The organism is Rhizobium sp. Root149 (genome assembly GCF_001427345.1).
Lineage (GTDB): Bacteria > Pseudomonadota > Alphaproteobacteria > Rhizobiales > Rhizobiaceae > Neorhizobium > Neorhizobium rhizoryzae.
Genome location: NZ_LMGD01000023.1, coordinates 333,145 through 350,237, shown reverse-complemented (window position 1 = coordinate 350,237; position 17,093 = coordinate 333,145). Strand labels below are relative to the sequence as shown.

Here is a 17,093-nt window from a genome sequence, read left to right as displayed (position 1 = left end):
TTACCTTTTGTAGGAGAGATCAAGATGGTTAGCCGCAAGCGCCACGCCCGCCTGCACCGGATCGATGACCGGAATGCCGAGCGTTTCCTGCAGCTTCGCGCGGTAGGACCCAAGGCCGGCGCATCCGAGAATGATGACATCAGCCCCGTCCTGGTCCAGCAACAAGCGCGCCGTCCGGGCAACGGTTTCCACGACATCGGTCGCCATCAGCTGGGCGACGGTCATGTCGATCGAGCGGTCTGCGGCCAGACGATGATGCAGGTGCAAGGCCTCCAGATAGCGCAGGTGCCTCGCAATGGAGGACGGCCCCAGCGAAATGATGCCGAAACGGCGACCTAGTGAAAGAGCCGTCAGATAGGCCGATTCCGCAATCCCGAGCACCGGCTTGGTGGTTGCAGCCCGCACGCGATCAATCCCTGGATCCGAAAAGCACGCCAGCACGAAGGCATCGGCGTCGCTGCTGCCGACAGCGTCCAGAATGTTGGGGATGACTTCGGCCACATGGGCGTCGGTTTCGATGCCGGGCGGCGACTTTGCAAGCTCGATGCATTCGATATTGTGGGCTGTTGACGCCTTCAAGGGTGCAAGACAGGCCTGCATGGATTGCGTAACGGAAACAGAACTGTTGGGATTGATGACCAGAATAGTGGACAAGCTTTCACTCCCGCGGCGCACGTCGGATTCTGCATACTAGGTATATCACGTAATATATTACAGATGATTTGGTGTCAAAGCGGATCAATGGACACGCCAGTGGAAATCCGCGGGGTTCTCACCGAGCGCACGAGCCCGAGGTTTTGGCACAGCTCCGGTCAAGCAAAAAACTTCTAATATACTACGTAATATATTTTTATATGCCAAGCCTTTCAGCATGCTCGCATATAGGATTATGATGCAGTGCGGCAGAACGAGATGGACGACGACAGGGTTGAGGGGCAAGTGTGCAAATGACAACGGATGAGATCCGCAGCAGCGTTCTGCTTACACCGCACCAACTCTACGAACGGCAGCGTCGTGACGAGGAGGTGACCGTTCTCGCGGTACAGTCGATCAATCCCTATACCGGACGGCCATCGTTTACGGGCCAGAGAATTCCCGGCGCAATCGATACCGAAGCCTATGAAGATTTCCAATCGCCTGCGTCTGCGCAGGAGGGGCAGCGCCCCCTGCCCAAGATCGAAGCGCTGCAGGCGCGCGCCAGAGCCTGGGGGCTGCTGGCCGAGCGTCCGGTGGTGATCTATGACGCGGACCGCAGCATGACGGCTGCACGCGCCTGGTGGGTGCTCAAATGGGCCGGGCTACCCGATGTGCGGGTGCTGGATGGTGGCTTTCCTGCCTGGATTTCTGCCGGCTTGCCGACAACGGCGGAGGCCGTCGAGCCTGTCCCTAGCGCCATCGTCCTAAGCGCTGGCCATATGCCGCAATTCGGGCCGGACGATGCCGTGAAACTGGCGCGGGAGGGCGTACTCCTCGATGCGCGCATACGACCAAATTACATTGGCGGGCCAGTGGCCGAAGGTCAGCCGCCGCGCGGGCACATTCCCGGCGCCATCAGTGCGCCAGCCCCTGACAATGTCACCGACTATGGGAACTTCACGGATCCTGCCACCCTCGTGCAGATGTTTGCGGCGCTAGGGGTCGATGGGCAGAGGCCTGTCGGGGTTTACTGCGGGGCGGGAATGTCTGCGGCGCATACGGTGCTGGCGCTTGCCTCTATCGGAATTTCCGCTGCGATGTATCCGGGTTCCTGGTCCGCCTGGGTGAGCGATCCGACACGTCCCGTGGTGGTGGGTGCCTATCCGGATAGCGGGCCAGCATAAATTCTAGGCATATGTCGAGTTTGGTCAAATGCGCGCCATTCGGGCTTTACACGGCTATTAGCTATGATATATTTCGTAATATACTACAGGAGTTCGACGGCCTCTCCGCCGTCAGAGCGTCTGTCCATCGGCGAAACGAAGGGGTGCACCAATGAAGATCTGGAATGGGATTGTAGTGGCGGCGGCAGTTTTGCCACTGCTCGGTTCGGCGGCTTTCGCGCAAGCCGATGCCAAACTGAAAACGCTTGTCGTGGCGGTGCCTTCGGATCCGGTTGCGCTTGAGCCGGGCACGAACAAGGCAGAGCCGATCGGCAGTGAGATCATTCTCAATGTCTTCGACACGCTGGTTGCCTGGACGGCACCGGACTTCAAGGTTCTCGAGGGGCGCCTTGCCAAGAGCTGGACCGTTTCCGATGACGGCAAGGTCTTCGACTTCAAGCTGCGCGAGGGTGTGAAATTCCAGGATGGAACCGCCTTCGATGCGGCGGCCGTCAAGTTTTCGCTGGAGCGCACAAAGGCCACCAATCCCTACGTGAAGGCCACGTTCGATCTCATCAAGGAGATCACGGTTGTCTCGCCGACGGAACTCAAGATCACGCTGTCTGCCGCCTATCCGGCTTTCCTTTCCATTCTGGCGCAACCGCAAGCGGGCATCGTCAGCCCCGCAGCTGTTGCAAAATACGGCGACAAGTTTGCCTCCAATCCGGTCGGAACCGGCCCCTTTGCCTTCAAGAGCGCACAGGCCGATACCAATGTCGTGCTTGAGGCGAACCCGAACTATTTCCGCGGCGCGCCAAAGCTGTCGCAGATCATCTATCGCGTCATTCCCGATGCCTCCACGCGCCGTCTCGAACTGGAAGGCGGCGGCGTCGATATCGTGCAGCAACAGGGCCAGCTATCGGCCATTGCAGCTCAGGACATCGAGGCGCTGAAGGCCAACAAGGATCTGAAGGTGCTGGAGGCATCCAGCCAGATCATCCGCCAGCTGGAATTCAACAACAGCAAGACCGACGGTCCCTTCTCGAACCTGAAAGCCCGCCAGGCCATCGCCCATGCCATTGATTATGACGGTCTGCTTCAGGGTGTCTTCGGCGGAACGGCAGAGCGGGTCTACGGACCGCTGACATCAAACAGCTGGGCCTTCAATCCCAAGATGAAGGAACTGGCACCGAAATACGATCCCGAGCTTGCCAAGAAGCTGCTTGCAGAGGCAGGCATCAAGGCTTCTTCGCTGAACCTGAAACTCTACAGCTTCCAAGGCCCGCTCTGGGGTGCGGTAGCCACCTTCGTTCAGGCCAATCTGGCTGATATCGGTATCAATGCGACGATCGAGCAGACCGAGTTCCCGGCGCTTCGGACGCTCCAGACCTCTGGCCAGTTCGACGTGGCGCTGGATGGCCGCCAGCCCTGGTACAACGATCCCGATGCGCATATCACCATCGGTTACCTCTCTTCGCTTGCCAACACGGCCATGACGTTCCGCATGCCGCAGGACAAGGCGCTCGACGACCTTATTTTGAAAGCGCAGCAGACGCCGGACATGGAGGCGCGCAAGCAGCTCTATTTCACCATCCAGGAAGAAATCGCCAAGCGCGTTCCCGGTGCCTACCTGTTCAGTCCGAAGCTGATCGTCTTTGCCCGCGCCAATGTCGAGGGACTGGTGGTCAACAGCGCTCCGCCGCTCAACGAATACTGGTCGGTCTCCAAGAAGTAGGATGCTATCGGGCGTCGGCGGCCATCAGGTTGCCGACGCAAACCCTATGCGGCAGCTTAATGCTCCCCAGTCATTATGGCGGCCGGCAGGAAAAGAGTGAGAGCCACATATGGCGAGTTTCATCATCCGCCGCCTGATCGCCCTGATACCGGTCATGTGCATCGTCCTCGTCATCGTCTTTTCGCTGGTGCGGATCATTCCCGGCGATCCCGCAACCACGTTGCTGGGGCCCGGTGCGACGCAGGATCAGATCGAGGCTCTGCGCGCCCAGCTGGACCTCGATCAGCCGGTTCTTCTACAATTCTACCACTATGTCGTCGGCCTCTTCGTTGGTGATTTTGGCTATTCGCTGAAGACCGGCCAGCCCGTCGCTGCGGAGATCCTGCAGCGCCTGCCAGCCACGATCGAGCTTTCGGTTCTGGCTGTCATCGTGGCTGTCATCGTCGGAATCCCGATCGGCGTCCTGTCCGCCGTCCGCCCGAATTCGATGTTCGACCATGTGACCCGCCTCGTTTCCCTCATCGGCGTGTCGATGCCCGCTTTCCTTCTGGCGCTGATCTTGCAGTTGATCTTTGCCACCAGTCTTGGCTGGTTGCCGGTATCCGGACGTGTCAGCCCCTATCTGCCGATCGAACACGTGACAGGCTTCGTCATTCTCGATGGCCTGTTGACAGGCAATGTGCAGGGGGCGCTGAGCGCCATCCAGCATCTCATTCTCCCGACCGCGGTCCTCGCTGCCTTTCTCGCGGCAACGCTCGGTCGCTTCGTGCGCAATACGATGATGGATGTGATGGGCGAGGACTTCATTCGCACGGCCAAGGCCAAGGGGCTGCGCAATCGGCAGGTCGTGCTGAACCATGGTCTGCGGAATTCGCTTCTGCCAGCGGTCACCATCATTGGTCTCAAATTCGCGGAAATGCTGGGCGGGGCGATCCTGACGGAGACGATCTTCGCCTGGCCCGGGATTGGACGTTACATGTTCGAGGCGATCAAGAACCGCGACTATCCGGTCATTCAGGGTACGACGCTGGTCTTCGCGCTGCTGTTCGTGCTGACCTCCATCATCGTCGATGTGCTTTACGGCATTCTCGATCCTCGCATTCGCCGGAAGATGGGGTGAGACGATGAAGGACGTCGTGCTTTTCCTGCGTCGCAATACGCTTGCCGTTGTCGGGCTTGTCATCCTCGTGGCTCTGATCGGCCTCATTACGGTGGGTCCGTCCCTCACGGGCTATTCGCCCACAAAGCTCGATATCCTCCACAAGCTCGCCGCACCGAGTCTCGATCATTGGCTTGGGACGGATGCCTTTGGACGCGATGTTCTGACGCGCATCATGTATGGTGGCCGTGCAACGCTGGCGATCGGCGTCGGCGTCGTGGCAATCGCCTTTGGCGTCGGTGTATTTTTCGGAATGCTTGCAGGTTTTGCCGGGGGCTGGCTGGACAATGTCATCATGCGCATTGTCGACGCCATTCTTGCCTTTCCCGCGCTGGTTCTGGCCATTGCGCTTTCTGCGGCGTTTGGGCCCAGCCTGCAGAACGCCATGCTGGCAGTCGCGATCACGCTTGCTCCGCAGTTTGCCCGCGTGGCGCGCAGTCAGGCGCTGAGCATTTCGGTCAAGCCCTATGTTGAAGCCGCCATCTCGCTGGGGCTGCCCAGTCATCGTATTCTGTTGCGCTACATATTCCTCAACGGGCTTGGGCCGCTTCTGGTGCAGTCCACGCTCGCTCTCGGCAGCGCCATTCTTCAGACGGCAAGCCTTGGTTTTCTCGGGCTTGGCGCACAGCCGCCCATGGCAGAGTGGGGCGCCGATGTTTCTGCCAATCTCCAATATGTCCGCGGTGCCGCCTGGGTGGCGCTGGCGCCCGGGATGGCGATCCTGCTCGCCGTTCTATCCTTCAACCTGATCGGCGATTCGCTTGCGGACTGGTTCAACCCGCGCCGCCGCAGTGAACTGGAATAGACCATTACCCATGACAAAACTGCGCATCACGCTCGAGAAGATCGATTTTCTGCCGCCGGATCGCGTGACGGACGATACGAGCGTCCTGACCCTGAAGAATCTGGTGTTCGAGCCGCTTCTGCGCTGGGACAATGGCTTTGTCAGGCCCGCTCTGTTTGAAAGCTGGACGCATTCGCCGGACGGCTGCCACTGGCAGTTCGTGATCCGGGAGGACGCGACCTTTCATGATGGCAAACCCTGCGTCGCTGCCGATATTCTGGAGTTTATCGAAGGAATCCTGCAGGCGGTCGATACCTTCGGGATGAAATGGTCCTACGCGCGCTATCTGAAGGACGCCACGATCAGTGCCGCGTCGCCGCGTGTTGTCGAGGTTCGCAATCCCTATCCAATTGCCGATATCCTCGACATCTTCTCCGAATTCTACATCTGCAGACGCGATGGGGCAGGACGTCCGATCCTCGGGACGGGACGCTACCGCGTGGCGGAGTTCGAGCCCGGCAAGACTGCGGTTCTGGAACGAATGCCCCTGGCTCAAGGCCCGGATCAAATCCTGGTCACGGCCTGCAAGTGCGCCGAAGCGCGGCTTGACCTGCTGAAGGCCGGGACTGTCGATGCGGCGCTCAATCTGGAACGGGTGGAACATCGACTGGAGATGGATTCCAGGTTCCGGTGGGGGCAGGCCGTCAACACACTGTCCGTAATGTATTATCTCAACTGCCGGGACGGCATTTTCCGCCACGAGAACGCACGCCTTGCCGTCAATCATGCGGTTGATACGGCAGCCATTGCCACAGACATCTTCCATGGGCTCGCCGTGCCTTCCGCAACCATCGTCAGCCCGTTTCATCTGGGGGCTGCGAAGGCAGGTCTGTCACCAATCGCCTATGATACGGAAAAGGCGCGCCGACTGCTGGATACGGTAGATACCGATGGCATCGTTCATTTACGCACGCCCACCTTCATGCCGGAGCGAGCGCCTGAAATCAGCCGCTTTGTCGCGGCCTCGCTGGAGGCTGTCGGCTTGAAGGTCGAGGTGGAGACGGAGCTGGATCGGCCCGAATATGCCCGCCAGATCGGTCGCAAGGAGATGGGCGATATGGCTATCTTCGATTCCTCGCCGCACAGCTCGTACCGCATCCTGAATGACAAGATTTCCAGCGTGCCGCAGGCCGTGTGGTGGCAGGGCTATGACGATGCCGAGACAGAGCAGCTTATCGCTGCCGCCAATCAGGCGGTGGACGATGTGGCGCGCGAAGAGGCCTATGCGCGTTGCCTGACCCGGCTACATCGCAATCCGCCCTGGCTCTACATTGTCCATCCGATCGATGTCTTCGCCGCCAGTCCCGGTGTTGCGGGCCTCGGCATCGATCACAAGGGCACCCTCACTATCCGCTAAGGAGCTTCCATCATGGAAAAGGACTACTCGATCACCTTCTTCTACTATGAGGATATCCATGCCGTCGCGCCGTTCTATGAGAATGTGCTGGGGCTTGAGCTGGTCCTCGATCAGGGTCTTGCCCGCATCTATCGTATTGCCGGAAAATGCTATTTCGGTATCGTCGACGGCAATCGCGGTCACCTGAAGCATCAGGAGAAAAGCGCCGTCCTGCTGACAATCGTGGCGCAGGATGTGGAGGGCTGGCACGCAAAGCTGAAGGCTGCCGGTGTTCCCGGTCTTTCCGAATTGCTGCGCGGACGGTTCTGCGAGCATTTCTTCTTTGAAGATCCAGCCGGTTACGCGATAGAGATCCAGCTGTTTCACAATCCCGATATCGCCAAGCTGTTCTGACGAGGCGAATGGAATGAGCATGTCGCTGGACCGTTTGCGCAAGACCCTTTTCGAGCAGGCCCTTGCCTTTGGCGCGCGCCCGTTGATGGCGCGTCCCGATGGAGACGTTGCGAGCCTTGCAGAAGGCTATATCCCGCTTCTCGTCAACTTCACGGTCGAGGACAAGGCTGCCAAGGGACTGCGCAAATTACGCGAGCAGGCTGAACCGGAGCCTCCGGTCTATTTCTCCGCTCTCGAAATGGCCCGGAATCATGCCGCACTCGTTCTGATGGGTGAAACCGGCAGCGGCAAGACGACATTCGCCCGACATCTGAGCCTCACGCTCGCTCGCGCTGACAAGACGCCGCGCATGCTGGCGCGCAACGAACTGGGCGCGCGTCAGGCAGAAATCTGGGATGCTGGCGACGTGCTGCCGCTCTATCTTCAGGCGCAAAAGGATACCGGCCTGAAGGCGCTGGTGGATGTTGCCGCTCCCGGATTGGAGACGCTTCTTGCGTCCGATACCTGGTCTTCATCCTCTGCCACATTGCTGATCATCCTGGATGCGCTGGAGAATGCAGGTTCCAATTCGGCCAAGCTGCTCGAAGAGGCGCTTGACATGCAGGCGGCTTATCCACGCCTGCGAATCCTGGCTCTGGCTGAAAAGGAGGCAAGCGCTGGGCTGGTGCCGCCAGCGCCGTTCGTGCGCTTCATGCTGCTGCCGCTTCTCAAGGCCCAGCGCATTGACGCCGCGCGAACCATTGCAGCGCTCGATGTTGAGGCGAGTGGTATCGCTCTTGGTTCGGCGGCGGCCAATCCGGCGCAGTTCGCCATGGCGCTCAGCGCTTCCGTCCATGGCACGACGGCCGAAGAGATTGCCGATGCGTGGCTGGCGCATGTGGCGAAGGACAAGCAGACTGCGACGCTGCTGTCCGGGCTCGCATCCGATGCCCTTTGCGGAACACTGGATGAGCCCGACCTTATGCCTGTCACCCGTGTGCGGCAATTGCTGGCCGCTCGCCATCTGGCAGATCAGACGCCGAAATCCGCCGTTGCGGCTTTCCGAGTCAATCCGCCGCTGTGGGCTCCGGTTCTGAGGAGCCTCGCCAGACGGCTTTCCGGAACGGCTATCCTTGCTGAACTGGTGGGCGATCTTCTGGAAGGCGAGGGCGATGCTTCGCTGCGAGGGGCTCTGCTGGCATCGGAGCTTTCAACTGACGGCGCATTCCACCTGCCATTGGCCGAAAGACTGCTGAAGATCGTCGAGACCGGGGCTTTGACCCCCGGCGAGCGTGAACAGGCGGGACGGGCGCTTTCAGCCCTGGGCGACCCACGCGATCTGGAAGCGCTGGCCAGCGTGCCCGCTGGCTCCTTTACCTTCGGTTCCGATACGCACCCGAATTCCGCCCCTCCACATGCATTGACTGTTGCCACCTTCCGGATCGGCGTCTACCCGGTGACCAACAGGCGCTATGGCCAATTCGTCCGGGCCACGAACCGGCCCTGGCAAAGCCCGGACGGCTTTTCGCCTGAGCGGCAAAGTGCGCCCGCCACGGATCTCACATGGCGGGATGCCAATGCCTTTTGTGCCTGGTTGACGGATGTCTGGCGACGCGAAGGGCGCCTCACTGAGACCGAAATCGTGCGTCTTCCGACGGAACCGGAATGGGAGCGGGCCGCACGCGGCGATCAGCCTGACCGGGGACAGGCCATCATCTATCCCTGGGGTCATGAATGGCAGGACGATGCCTCCAATTCGGAAGAGGCGGGCTTCAACACCACCTGCACCGTCGGGCTCTTTCCCAAGGGGCGCTCTCCCTATGGCTGCTACGATATGGCGGGCCAGGTCTGGGAATGGTGCACGACGCTGTGGGGAGAAGACATGGCAACACCCAGCTTCCGTTATCCTTATAAAAATGATGGCCGCGAGGACAGCAATGCCGGGCCTGCCGTTCGCCGTGTGCTGCGTGGCGGCTGCTTTAGCAGCGGCCAGATGAAGGCCTGCTGCACCTATCGTGGCAGTCTGGAGCCGGATGGCTTCTGGCGCGGCAACGGCTTCCGCATCGTCGTCGCACCGATAATATGACACCGGGACTGACCGAGTGCGCTGTCGGCAGTTCGACGTATGTGAAAGTGTATGTTAAGAGCCACCATGCGACTTGAGGTAGGCGATGATGTCCGCGCGGTCTTGCTCCTTGGACACGCTGATGGTCATGCGGGTTCCACGCACCAGGCGTGTCGGCCCCGCGAGGTAGGTGTCGAGCCTGTCCTCGGTCCAGGTAATGCCGGAGTTCGCCAGCGCAGATGAATAGCTATAGCCCTCGACAACCGCTGCTTTCCGGTCGAACACACCGTTCAGAGCTGGCCCTGACTTGTTGTCGCCTTGGATCGAATGACAACCGGAACAGCGGCTGAACAGCCGCTGGCCGTTAGCCGGGTCGCCGGTTCCGGCGGCTGCGGCCTGGTCAGCGATAGCAAGCATGGCCAAAGACGAGATCAAACGTAGTGCTTTTTCCATGGTCACGCCTTCAAGTCCTCCGGATTGATGGGCAAGGTTCGGATGCGCTTGGCCGTCGCCGCAAAGATGGCGTTGGTCACGGCGGGAAAGACGGCGGATGTTGCGGCCTCGCCGATGCCGCCGGGCGCTTCGGCGCTTGGCACGATATGCGTTTCCACATGCGGTGCCTCATCGATGCGGAGCGGCAGATAGGTGTCGAAATTGCCCTGCTCGACGCGGCCTTCTGAAAATGTGATCGCACCATAGAGCGCCGCCGTGAGCCCATAGAGCGCTCCCCCTTCCATCTGGGCCGCGATCGTATCTGGATTGACCGTCAGCCCACAGTCGACCGCCGTGACGATGCGTGTCACGCGAACAGTTCCGTCTTTCGCCACCGATACGTCGGCAACCATGGCCAGATAGGTGCCAAAGGCGAACTGGACCGCCACGCCACGGCCCTGCCGCTCGGGAAGCACGTTGCCCCAGCCCGCCTTTTCGGCAACGAGTTGCAAGACTTTCAATGCGCGCGGGTTCTCCGAGAGGAGCCTTATGCGATACTCGACCGGATCCACCTTCGCCGCTGCGGCCAGTTCGTCGATGAAACTCTCGACTACGAAGATGTTGTGCGACGGCCCGACACCGCGCCACCAGCTTGTGAGCACGCCCTGCGGCTCAACCTGCTTGAACTCCAAGTGGATGGCCGGAAGCTTGTAGGGAAGATGGGACGCCCCTTCGACGCCATCAGGGTCCACACCGTTGCGCATGGCAGCCGGCGCAATGCGAGCAAAGATCGAGGATCCAGAAATGCGGTGGCTCCAGGCGACGGGGTTTCCCGCGCCATCGATGCCGCCGGATAGACGGTCGTAATAATAGGGTCGATAGTAGCCGTGCTGAATGTCTTCCTCGCGGCTCCAGATAACCTTGACCGGGCCCTTGACCTGCTTTCCGATCTTCACCGCATGGACAATGCCATCGACCTCCAGCCGCCGGCCAAAGCCGCCGCCCACGATGTGATTATGGATGATGACTTTCTCCGGCGGCAGGCCTGTCAGCGCCGCCGTGGCCTGCTTGGCGGACGACATGTTCTGTGTCCCAACCCACAATTCGCAGGCATCGTTGCGCACATGAACGGTGCAGTTCATCGGCTCCATCGCCGTATGCGCAAGGAAGGGCAGTTGATAGACGGCATCGATCCGCACTGCAGCGGCGGAAAGTGCTGCTGCCACATCGCCCTCGCTGCGCGCCACGGCGCCCGCCTGCTGCGATTTTTCATCAAGCAGCCGGAGGATATCGACCTGGGACACGGCTCGGTTCGGACCGTCATCCCAGGTGATGGCCGCAGCCTCCAGCCCCTTCTTGGCAGCGCCCGTATGGTCTGCGACCACGGCCACGGAATCGTCCGTGATGACGACCTGCCGCACGCCCTTGATCGCCAAGGCCGCCGTCTGGTTGACGGAGATCGGTTTGCCGCCCAGCACGGGCGATATCGCAATGGCTGCAATTCTGGTTCCGGCCGGAAGGGCGTCGATGCCATATTTCAGCATGCCGTTGGTTTTCCCGCGCGTGTCGAGACGCTTCCTTGCGGTCCCCAGAAGCTTGAAGTCGGAAGGCTGTTTCAGCGTGATGGCTTCGTCTGGCGGCTGAGGGAGAGAGGCGGCCCTGTCGACAAGTTCGCTATAGGCTCGTCTGGTCCGCCCATCCGGATGCAGTACGAACCCATCCTGCGTGCGACAGGACGCGACGTCGACATTCCATTCCGTGGCTGCGGCCTGCATCAGCAGCCGTCGCGCCGTCGCACCCGCCACTCGCAGCGGCGTCCAGAACGCGCGGATGGAGGTCGATCCGCCAGTCGTCTGGCGCCGAAGCATGGGATGCCCGTATAGCGCCTCGTTCACGGGTGCAGCCTCTACCCTCACATCGTCGAGGGACACATCCAGCTCCTCGGCAATCAGCATCGCCTGTGCGGTATAGATGCCTTGCCCCATTTCCACCTGCGGCATGACGAAGGTGACAAGGCCTCTGCGGTCGATGCGGATGAAGGCGTTTGGTGCAAATTCTTGCGCCGCGAGCAGGGAATTTGCCGCAAATCCAAGGTTGACGACAAGACCGCCGCCAAGTGCGGCACTTGCCTTCAGGAAGTTGCGTCGGTTCAGGCGGGGAGCAGAAAAGGTGTTCGACATGATCTCTTCTCCTTTCAGGCGCTGGCGAGCTTGATGGCTGCACGAATGCGTTGATAGGTTCCGCAGCGACAGACGTTCCCGGACATGGCGCTGTCGATGTCGGCATCGGTTGGTTGCGGCGTTTCAGCCAGCAGTGCAGCGGCGGACATGAGCTGGCCCGACTGGCAATAGCCACATTGCGGGACTTCCAGCTCTATCCAGGCGTCCTGCAGCGCCTTCCCGTGCGGCAGGGTTTCCAGGGCTTCGATCGTCGTGATCCGGCTCTCGGCGATGCTGTCAATGGGCGTGACGCAGGATCGGGTCGGAACACCGTCAATATGGATCGTGCAGGCACCACAGAGCGCCTGGCCGCAGCCGAACTTGGTTCCCGTCATGCCGATGACGTCGCGGATGACCCACAGCAGCGGCGTGTCACCATCTACATCGGCTGTATGGGTTTGCCCGTTGATCGTGATGGAAAAAGCCATGCGTATGCTCCGTTAAGGACCTGTCGTCCGGCGGAACATGGCTGGATTATTGGCGCGGATAAACTGCCGTTTCCTGCACTTGTTATATAGCCCAGCTAAACAATGAACCTGGTTGCCGAAGCCGCGGATCAATCGGCTGAGGAGCGTCTAAGCTCAGAACAGGCCTCGATGAAGGCGCGCAGCTTCGGTTGCGTCTGGGCTGCCTTTGTGAAGTAGAGAAACAACCCATCCGTGCCAGGCGAATAGTCGAGCAAAACGGGTTCAAGTTGCCCGGCAGCGACCCGGTGTGACGCATGATAGGTCGAGGAGTAGATCAGGCCCTGACCGCGTGCCGCGAGCCTTTGCATCAACTCGCCATCGTTGACGGTCACGGGACCGCTGGGCTCGATGCTGATGTTTTGTCCATTCTCCAAAAATTCCCAGCGGTAGATATCGCCTTTCTCGGGCCGACGAAACCTGATGCAGTTGTGACTGGCGAGGTCCACGGGGACCCTGGGGCGGCCATGCTTGCGGAAATAGTCGGGAGATCCGAAGACAGCCCAGTGGAAGTGCGGTGACAGCCTCACGGCGATCATATCCTGGGCGATATATGGCCCGATGATGATCCCAGCATCGTAGCCGCCCGCCACGAAATCATGATGCCGGTTGCTGACCGTGATATCGACCTTGACCTTCGGCCATGCCGCACAGAATTCGGGCAGGATCGGCTCGATGACAAACGGCACGGCAAGGCGTTCGACGAGCAGCTTCAAAGTCCCGGAAGGTTCGCTGGACGAGCCCGAGGCTTGATCCAGGCTTGCCTCGATAGCCTGTGCGGCAGGGGCGACCTCGGCAAGCAGCGCTTCCCCGGCCTCGGTCAGCGATATGCGTCGGGTGGTCCGGTGAAACAGCGGCGTGCCAAGTCGCCGCTCGAGCTTCTGCAGTGCCTGACTGATCGCTCCCGGCGTGACCTCGAGATCCAAGGCCGCTTTGCGAACGCTCTTGTTGTTCGCGACCGCGAGGAATTCAGCCAATCCATCAAACGGGTTCTGGCGAGCCATGCTTCCTCATCGACTTCCCGGCGCTGCGATCATTCCGACCATACGATACATGCGATGCAGCAGTATCGGATCGCAAGTGAAATTTGACCTCGTGCAGTTTGCCGCGACGGCACTGACGTCTCGAAGAGGCTGAAAGGCCTTCCGAGCTTCTCTTCCCTGAAATCGATCTGCAGGGACCACATTCTTCCTTTGGCAGGAGTCAGGTCTTAGGCGGGGCCGGGCACGGCGGCAATGTTTGCCGAGCTGATAATGATGGTTGAGGCGCTGGAACAGGAGGATCGCGCCGAAGTGCCAGAAGAAGGCCCAGCATGATCAGGGCGGCGCCAGCCCAGCCTGATGCTGCGAGAGTCTCGTTGAAAAGAACCAGCGCGAAACCGGATGCAAAGAGTGGGTCACTCGTTTCAATGATCTGGACGCTTCCTGCGTTGCCTTCCTGGACCGCACGCGTCGTGAACCAAAATCCTCCAATGGTTGGAACGATGATGAGCGCCACGATGGGCCAGACTACGGAGGCAGGCACTGGCGTCAGAGGCTGCTGCGTCAACGGCACCGCAAGATAGAGGCTGCCGAATCTGAACAGCCAGACCAGATGCGGCAGGCCACTGCCCATTTCGAGCTTCTTGGCAAAGAAGGTAAACAGTGCGTATCCAAGTCCTCCGGCGAGAGCGAGAAGAATGCCCAATGTAGTGCCCGCGATGCGTCCTTCGAAGATGAAAATGGCACCCACACCGCCCAGGATGGCAAAGAATGCGAGCGTCTTGGCGAGCGTCAGGCGTTCGCCAAGGATCAGTACCGAAAGGATCAAAGTACCGCCACCCGCCGCGTAGGTCAGGAAGGAAACGAGCGGGATACTCGCCTCGGCAAACGCCCAGGTTTCGAAAAAGTAGAGACTGAAGACGCCGAGTGCGCTCAGAAGCGCAAAGGCACGAGCCCGGCGCGCAAGACCGAAAAGGATGCGGCGTTGGGCAGGGTGGAACAGGCACCACTGAAAGAGAACCAGAAAGGCCCCAGAGCATTTGAGGAACGCAACCTCGTGGTGACTGGCGCCGCCCTGAAAGGCGAAGCGGTTCAGCGGTCCGATTGTGCCATTGGCAAGCGCCGCCAGCAGCGCGTAAATCTCTGCCCGGATGTGGAGTTTCATGCAAAGGTCTCAAGCCCTGAGAAGCGGGCATGCTCATCGGAGAATTTATGGGTGTTGATCACATATCCGATCAAGCTGATCCGTGTTGCATCCATTTAGTAATACCTATCAAAAATTGTTCCCTTCTCCCACAACACTGCTTCACAGATACTATCATGGCTTGCGTTTTAAATACGAAGAAAATATCTATGGTCGCATGGCGATACTCGCACTGCGAGAGGCTGAATTTTGAGATCATAAATTTTATTGATTATATTCATTGGTTTGCATGAGCGGCTTCTTCCGTTCGATGACACTCGGCAGCAAACACCTGCAACCTTTAGATTTTCCGTCCCGGAGATGAGAATGATAACCCCTTCCGAAATCACGGACAGACTTTCAGTGCGCGGATATGATTTTGCGACCGGCGTTCCATGCTCCCTATTGGGTCCGCTCATCAATCAGTTCACGCTTGAGGATAACTGGCGCTACATCAGCGCTGTCAACGAAGGTCTGGCCGTAGGACTTGCTGCCGGTGCCTATATCGGCGGGTGCAAACCGGTCGTCTTCATGCAGAATTCGGGATTGGGAAACGCATTCGACGAGCTGACCTCGTTGATAGCCGTTCAACGCATACCTTTGCTATTGCTGATCAGCTGGCGCGGCGAGCCCGGTACCGGCGACGAACCACAGCATGATTCCATGGGCAGGATCCTGCTGGATACGCTGAAATTGCTCGATATTCCTTTCGAGGTCCTGTCTCGCGACGGCAGCAATGCCGACATGCTGCTGGACAAGGCAGATCATTGCTTTCGCAATGCAAAGAGCTTCGCTATCGTCATCAAGGAAAAGACGTTTTCTCCCCAGCCGCAGAGCAAGGGCCGCATTCGGAACTGCCGAAGTGCCCGGCGAGAGGCCCCGATGGAGATCGCCGAGTCTTCCTTTCCGACCCGTATGTCCGTCATCGACACGGTTCAGAAAAATGCACCCAAAACGGCGGGAATCGTGTCCTCGACCGGCAAGATGAGCCGCGAACTTCTGCTGATCAATGACAGCCCTCGCAATCTCTACGTGGTGGGCTCCATGGGGCTTGCTTCCACCGTTGGCCTTGGCATCTCGCTCACGACAGAGCGCAAGATCGTCGTTCTCGATGGAGACGGTGCGGCGCTGATGCAGATGGGGGCTTTCGCCATGATCGGAAGCTATGCTGGCGATAACCTCATCCATATCGTTCTCGATAATGGTGTGCACGATTCCACCGGCGGGCAGGAGACGGTTGCGAAAAACGTTTCTTTCTCCCAGATCGCTGCCTTTACCGGTTTTCCACGCGTGTTCGAAACCTTCGGCATCACTGACTTTTCGGACGCGTTCGAAGAAGCACTGCAAGCCGGTGAAGGACCGGTTGCCATCCATGCCCATGTAGCGCCCGGAAGTCCGCCGCAATTGCCGAGGCCTTCAGCCACGCCGATGGGAAACATGCTGCGCTTCCGGGCTCACCTCCAGTCGGGCTGAGCCCGATGCCAGTTCTACGTGTCGAAACAGCGAAGGATGTCTCCGACCGGGGTGCAAAGCTCCTCGCATTCGGCGGCCCGACCATATTGCAGAATCGAACTCGCAGCCTGCTTCATGGCCTTATGGGAGGAACGCAGGAGATGGTTTGCATAGATGATGACGTTGACGCCTGCCTGGAACAGGGTTTCCTCGTTTACGGCGTTATACGTGGTGGGAACGGCAACGAGCGGGGCCTTCTCGCCCGAACGCCTGAACTCCTTGCTGAATTCGAGAACCTCTTGAGGGTCCTGATGGTGGCTGTGGATCATCACGCCGTCTGCACCGGCCCGCAGATAGGCACGGGCGCGCGTGAGGGCATCCTGCATCCCGTTTCCGAGAACCAGGCTTTCGATCCTCGCAATCACCATGAAATCCGAATTGCGCTGCCAGGTTTTTGCGGACTGAAGCTTGGCGCAGAAATCCTCGATCGGCAATTGCAACTGACCCGGCATGTTGCCCTTCAACGAGTTCTGTTTCAGACCTCCCTTGTCTTCCACGATCGTGGCAGAGACTCCGGCTCGTTCCAGGCTGCGAACGGTGGAGCGCAGTTGAAGGTGGTTCCCGCCGGTATCGCAATCATAAATGACCGGCAAGGAACAGACGTCCATCAACTCGTGGAGTGAAAGGAGACGTGAGGAGTGGTCAACGACCTCGATGTCCGGTTTGCCACGGATCGCGGAGTCGGAAAGGCTGCTTGACCATACGGCGTCGAACTTGCGGGTTACGGTCGCGGATTTGAACTCCGCCGCTTGGGCAATCAGGCCGCAGAGCGGTGTATGCGCTTCGAGCACCCGTACAAGGCGGTTTGTATCCATGAGATTGCGAAGACCATGCGCCATTTTTTTCTCCCGACATAAGGCAGCGCTGGAAGCACAGGTCTCGGTCCGTGACCGGTGCGAGAACACAGCTGCACAATAGCAATTTATGATTGCTAGTAGAAATGAATTATCGCATAAAGTGCATCATTATTTC

Annotated in this window: 15 protein-coding genes; 8 read left to right on the top strand and 7 right to left on the bottom strand. The window is 59.5% G+C overall.

Features of this window, described 5'->3' with window-relative positions:
• Nucleotides 1-654, bottom strand: coding sequence for an aspartate/glutamate racemase family protein (locus ASD54_RS21515; protein ID WP_062556902.1), 654 nt, complete (start codon nt 652-654; stop codon nt 1-3).
• A gap of 293 nt (nt 655-947) precedes the next feature.
• Between ASD54_RS21515 and ASD54_RS21510 the strand changes: the two genes are divergently transcribed.
• From ASD54_RS21510 to ASD54_RS21480, 7 genes are all read left to right on the top strand, one after another.
• Entirely contained in the window at nt 948-1,820 is an 873-nt protein-coding gene (locus ASD54_RS21510; protein WP_062556612.1) for a rhodanese-like domain-containing protein, read from the top strand.
• 151 nt (nt 1,821-1,971) lie between these two features.
• A complete protein-coding gene (locus tag ASD54_RS21505; RefSeq protein ID WP_062556611.1) occupies nt 1,972-3,534 on the top strand; it encodes an ABC transporter substrate-binding protein in 1,563 nt (520 codons plus the stop codon).
• Nucleotides 3,535-3,643: 109 nt separating this feature from the next.
• Nucleotides 3,644-4,654 carry an ABC transporter permease gene (locus ASD54_RS21500; protein ID WP_062556610.1) on the top strand — a complete coding sequence of 337 codons (1,011 nt, stop codon included), beginning with the start codon at nt 3,644-3,646 and terminating at the stop codon, nt 4,652-4,654.
• 4 nt (nt 4,655-4,658) lie between these two features.
• The gene (locus tag ASD54_RS21495; RefSeq protein WP_062556609.1) at nt 4,659-5,498 is read left to right on the top strand and encodes an ABC transporter permease; all 840 of its coding nucleotides are present in this window, start codon (nt 4,659-4,661) and stop codon (nt 5,496-5,498) included.
• Between the two features lie 10 nt (nt 5,499-5,508).
• Nucleotides 5,509-6,894 carry an ABC transporter substrate-binding protein gene (locus ASD54_RS21490; RefSeq protein ID WP_062556608.1) on the top strand — a complete coding sequence of 462 codons (1,386 nt, stop codon included), beginning with the start codon at nt 5,509-5,511 and terminating at the stop codon, nt 6,892-6,894.
• Between the two features lie 12 nt (nt 6,895-6,906).
• Nucleotides 6,907-7,287, top strand: a complete 381-nt coding sequence (locus tag ASD54_RS21485; RefSeq protein ID WP_062556607.1) for a glyoxalase/bleomycin resistance/extradiol dioxygenase family protein — start codon at nt 6,907-6,909, stop codon at nt 7,285-7,287.
• A 13-nt stretch (nt 7,288-7,300) separates the two neighbouring features.
• On the top strand, nt 7,301-9,352 hold the full coding sequence (locus ASD54_RS21480) for an SUMF1/EgtB/PvdO family nonheme iron enzyme (protein ID WP_082547324.1): 2,052 nt from the start codon (nt 7,301-7,303) through the stop codon (nt 9,350-9,352).
• A 54-nt stretch (nt 9,353-9,406) separates the two neighbouring features.
• Here ASD54_RS21480 and ASD54_RS21475 read toward each other — a convergent pair whose 3' ends face one another.
• The 5 genes from ASD54_RS21475 to ASD54_RS21455 form a co-directional block, all read right to left on the bottom strand.
• On the bottom strand, nt 9,407-9,784 hold the full coding sequence (locus ASD54_RS21475) for a cytochrome c family protein (protein ID WP_062556605.1): 378 nt from the start codon (nt 9,782-9,784) through the stop codon (nt 9,407-9,409).
• 2 nt (nt 9,785-9,786) lie between these two features.
• Nucleotides 9,787-11,943 (bottom strand): xanthine dehydrogenase family protein molybdopterin-binding subunit, encoded by a 2,157-nt coding sequence (locus ASD54_RS21470; protein WP_062556604.1) that lies wholly within the window; start codon nt 11,941-11,943, stop codon nt 9,787-9,789.
• 14 nt (nt 11,944-11,957) lie between these two features.
• Nucleotides 11,958-12,410, bottom strand: coding sequence for a (2Fe-2S)-binding protein (locus tag ASD54_RS21465; protein WP_062556603.1), 453 nt, complete (start codon nt 12,408-12,410; stop codon nt 11,958-11,960).
• Nucleotides 12,411-12,538: 128 nt separating this feature from the next.
• Nucleotides 12,539-13,450: a LysR family transcriptional regulator gene (locus tag ASD54_RS21460; protein ID WP_062556602.1), complete on the bottom strand. Its 912-nt coding sequence runs from the start codon at nt 13,448-13,450 to the stop codon at nt 12,539-12,541.
• A gap of 199 nt (nt 13,451-13,649) precedes the next feature.
• Complete coding sequence (locus ASD54_RS21455) at nt 13,650-14,591, bottom strand: DMT family transporter (RefSeq protein ID WP_082547323.1); 942 nt, start codon at nt 14,589-14,591, stop codon at nt 13,650-13,652.
• 345 nt (nt 14,592-14,936) lie between these two features.
• On the opposite strand from ASD54_RS21455, the gene aepY reads away from it, so the two are divergent.
• Nucleotides 14,937-16,082, top strand: a complete 1,146-nt coding sequence (gene aepY, locus ASD54_RS21450; RefSeq protein ID WP_062556601.1) for a phosphonopyruvate decarboxylase — start codon at nt 14,937-14,939, stop codon at nt 16,080-16,082.
• Nucleotides 16,083-16,096: 14 nt separating this feature from the next.
• Here the strand turns inward: aepY and aepX are convergent, their stop codons facing one another.
• Complete coding sequence (gene aepX / locus ASD54_RS21445; RefSeq protein WP_062556600.1) at nt 16,097-16,960, bottom strand: phosphoenolpyruvate mutase; 864 nt, start codon at nt 16,958-16,960, stop codon at nt 16,097-16,099.
• Nucleotides 16,961-17,093: the final 133 nt, after the last annotated feature.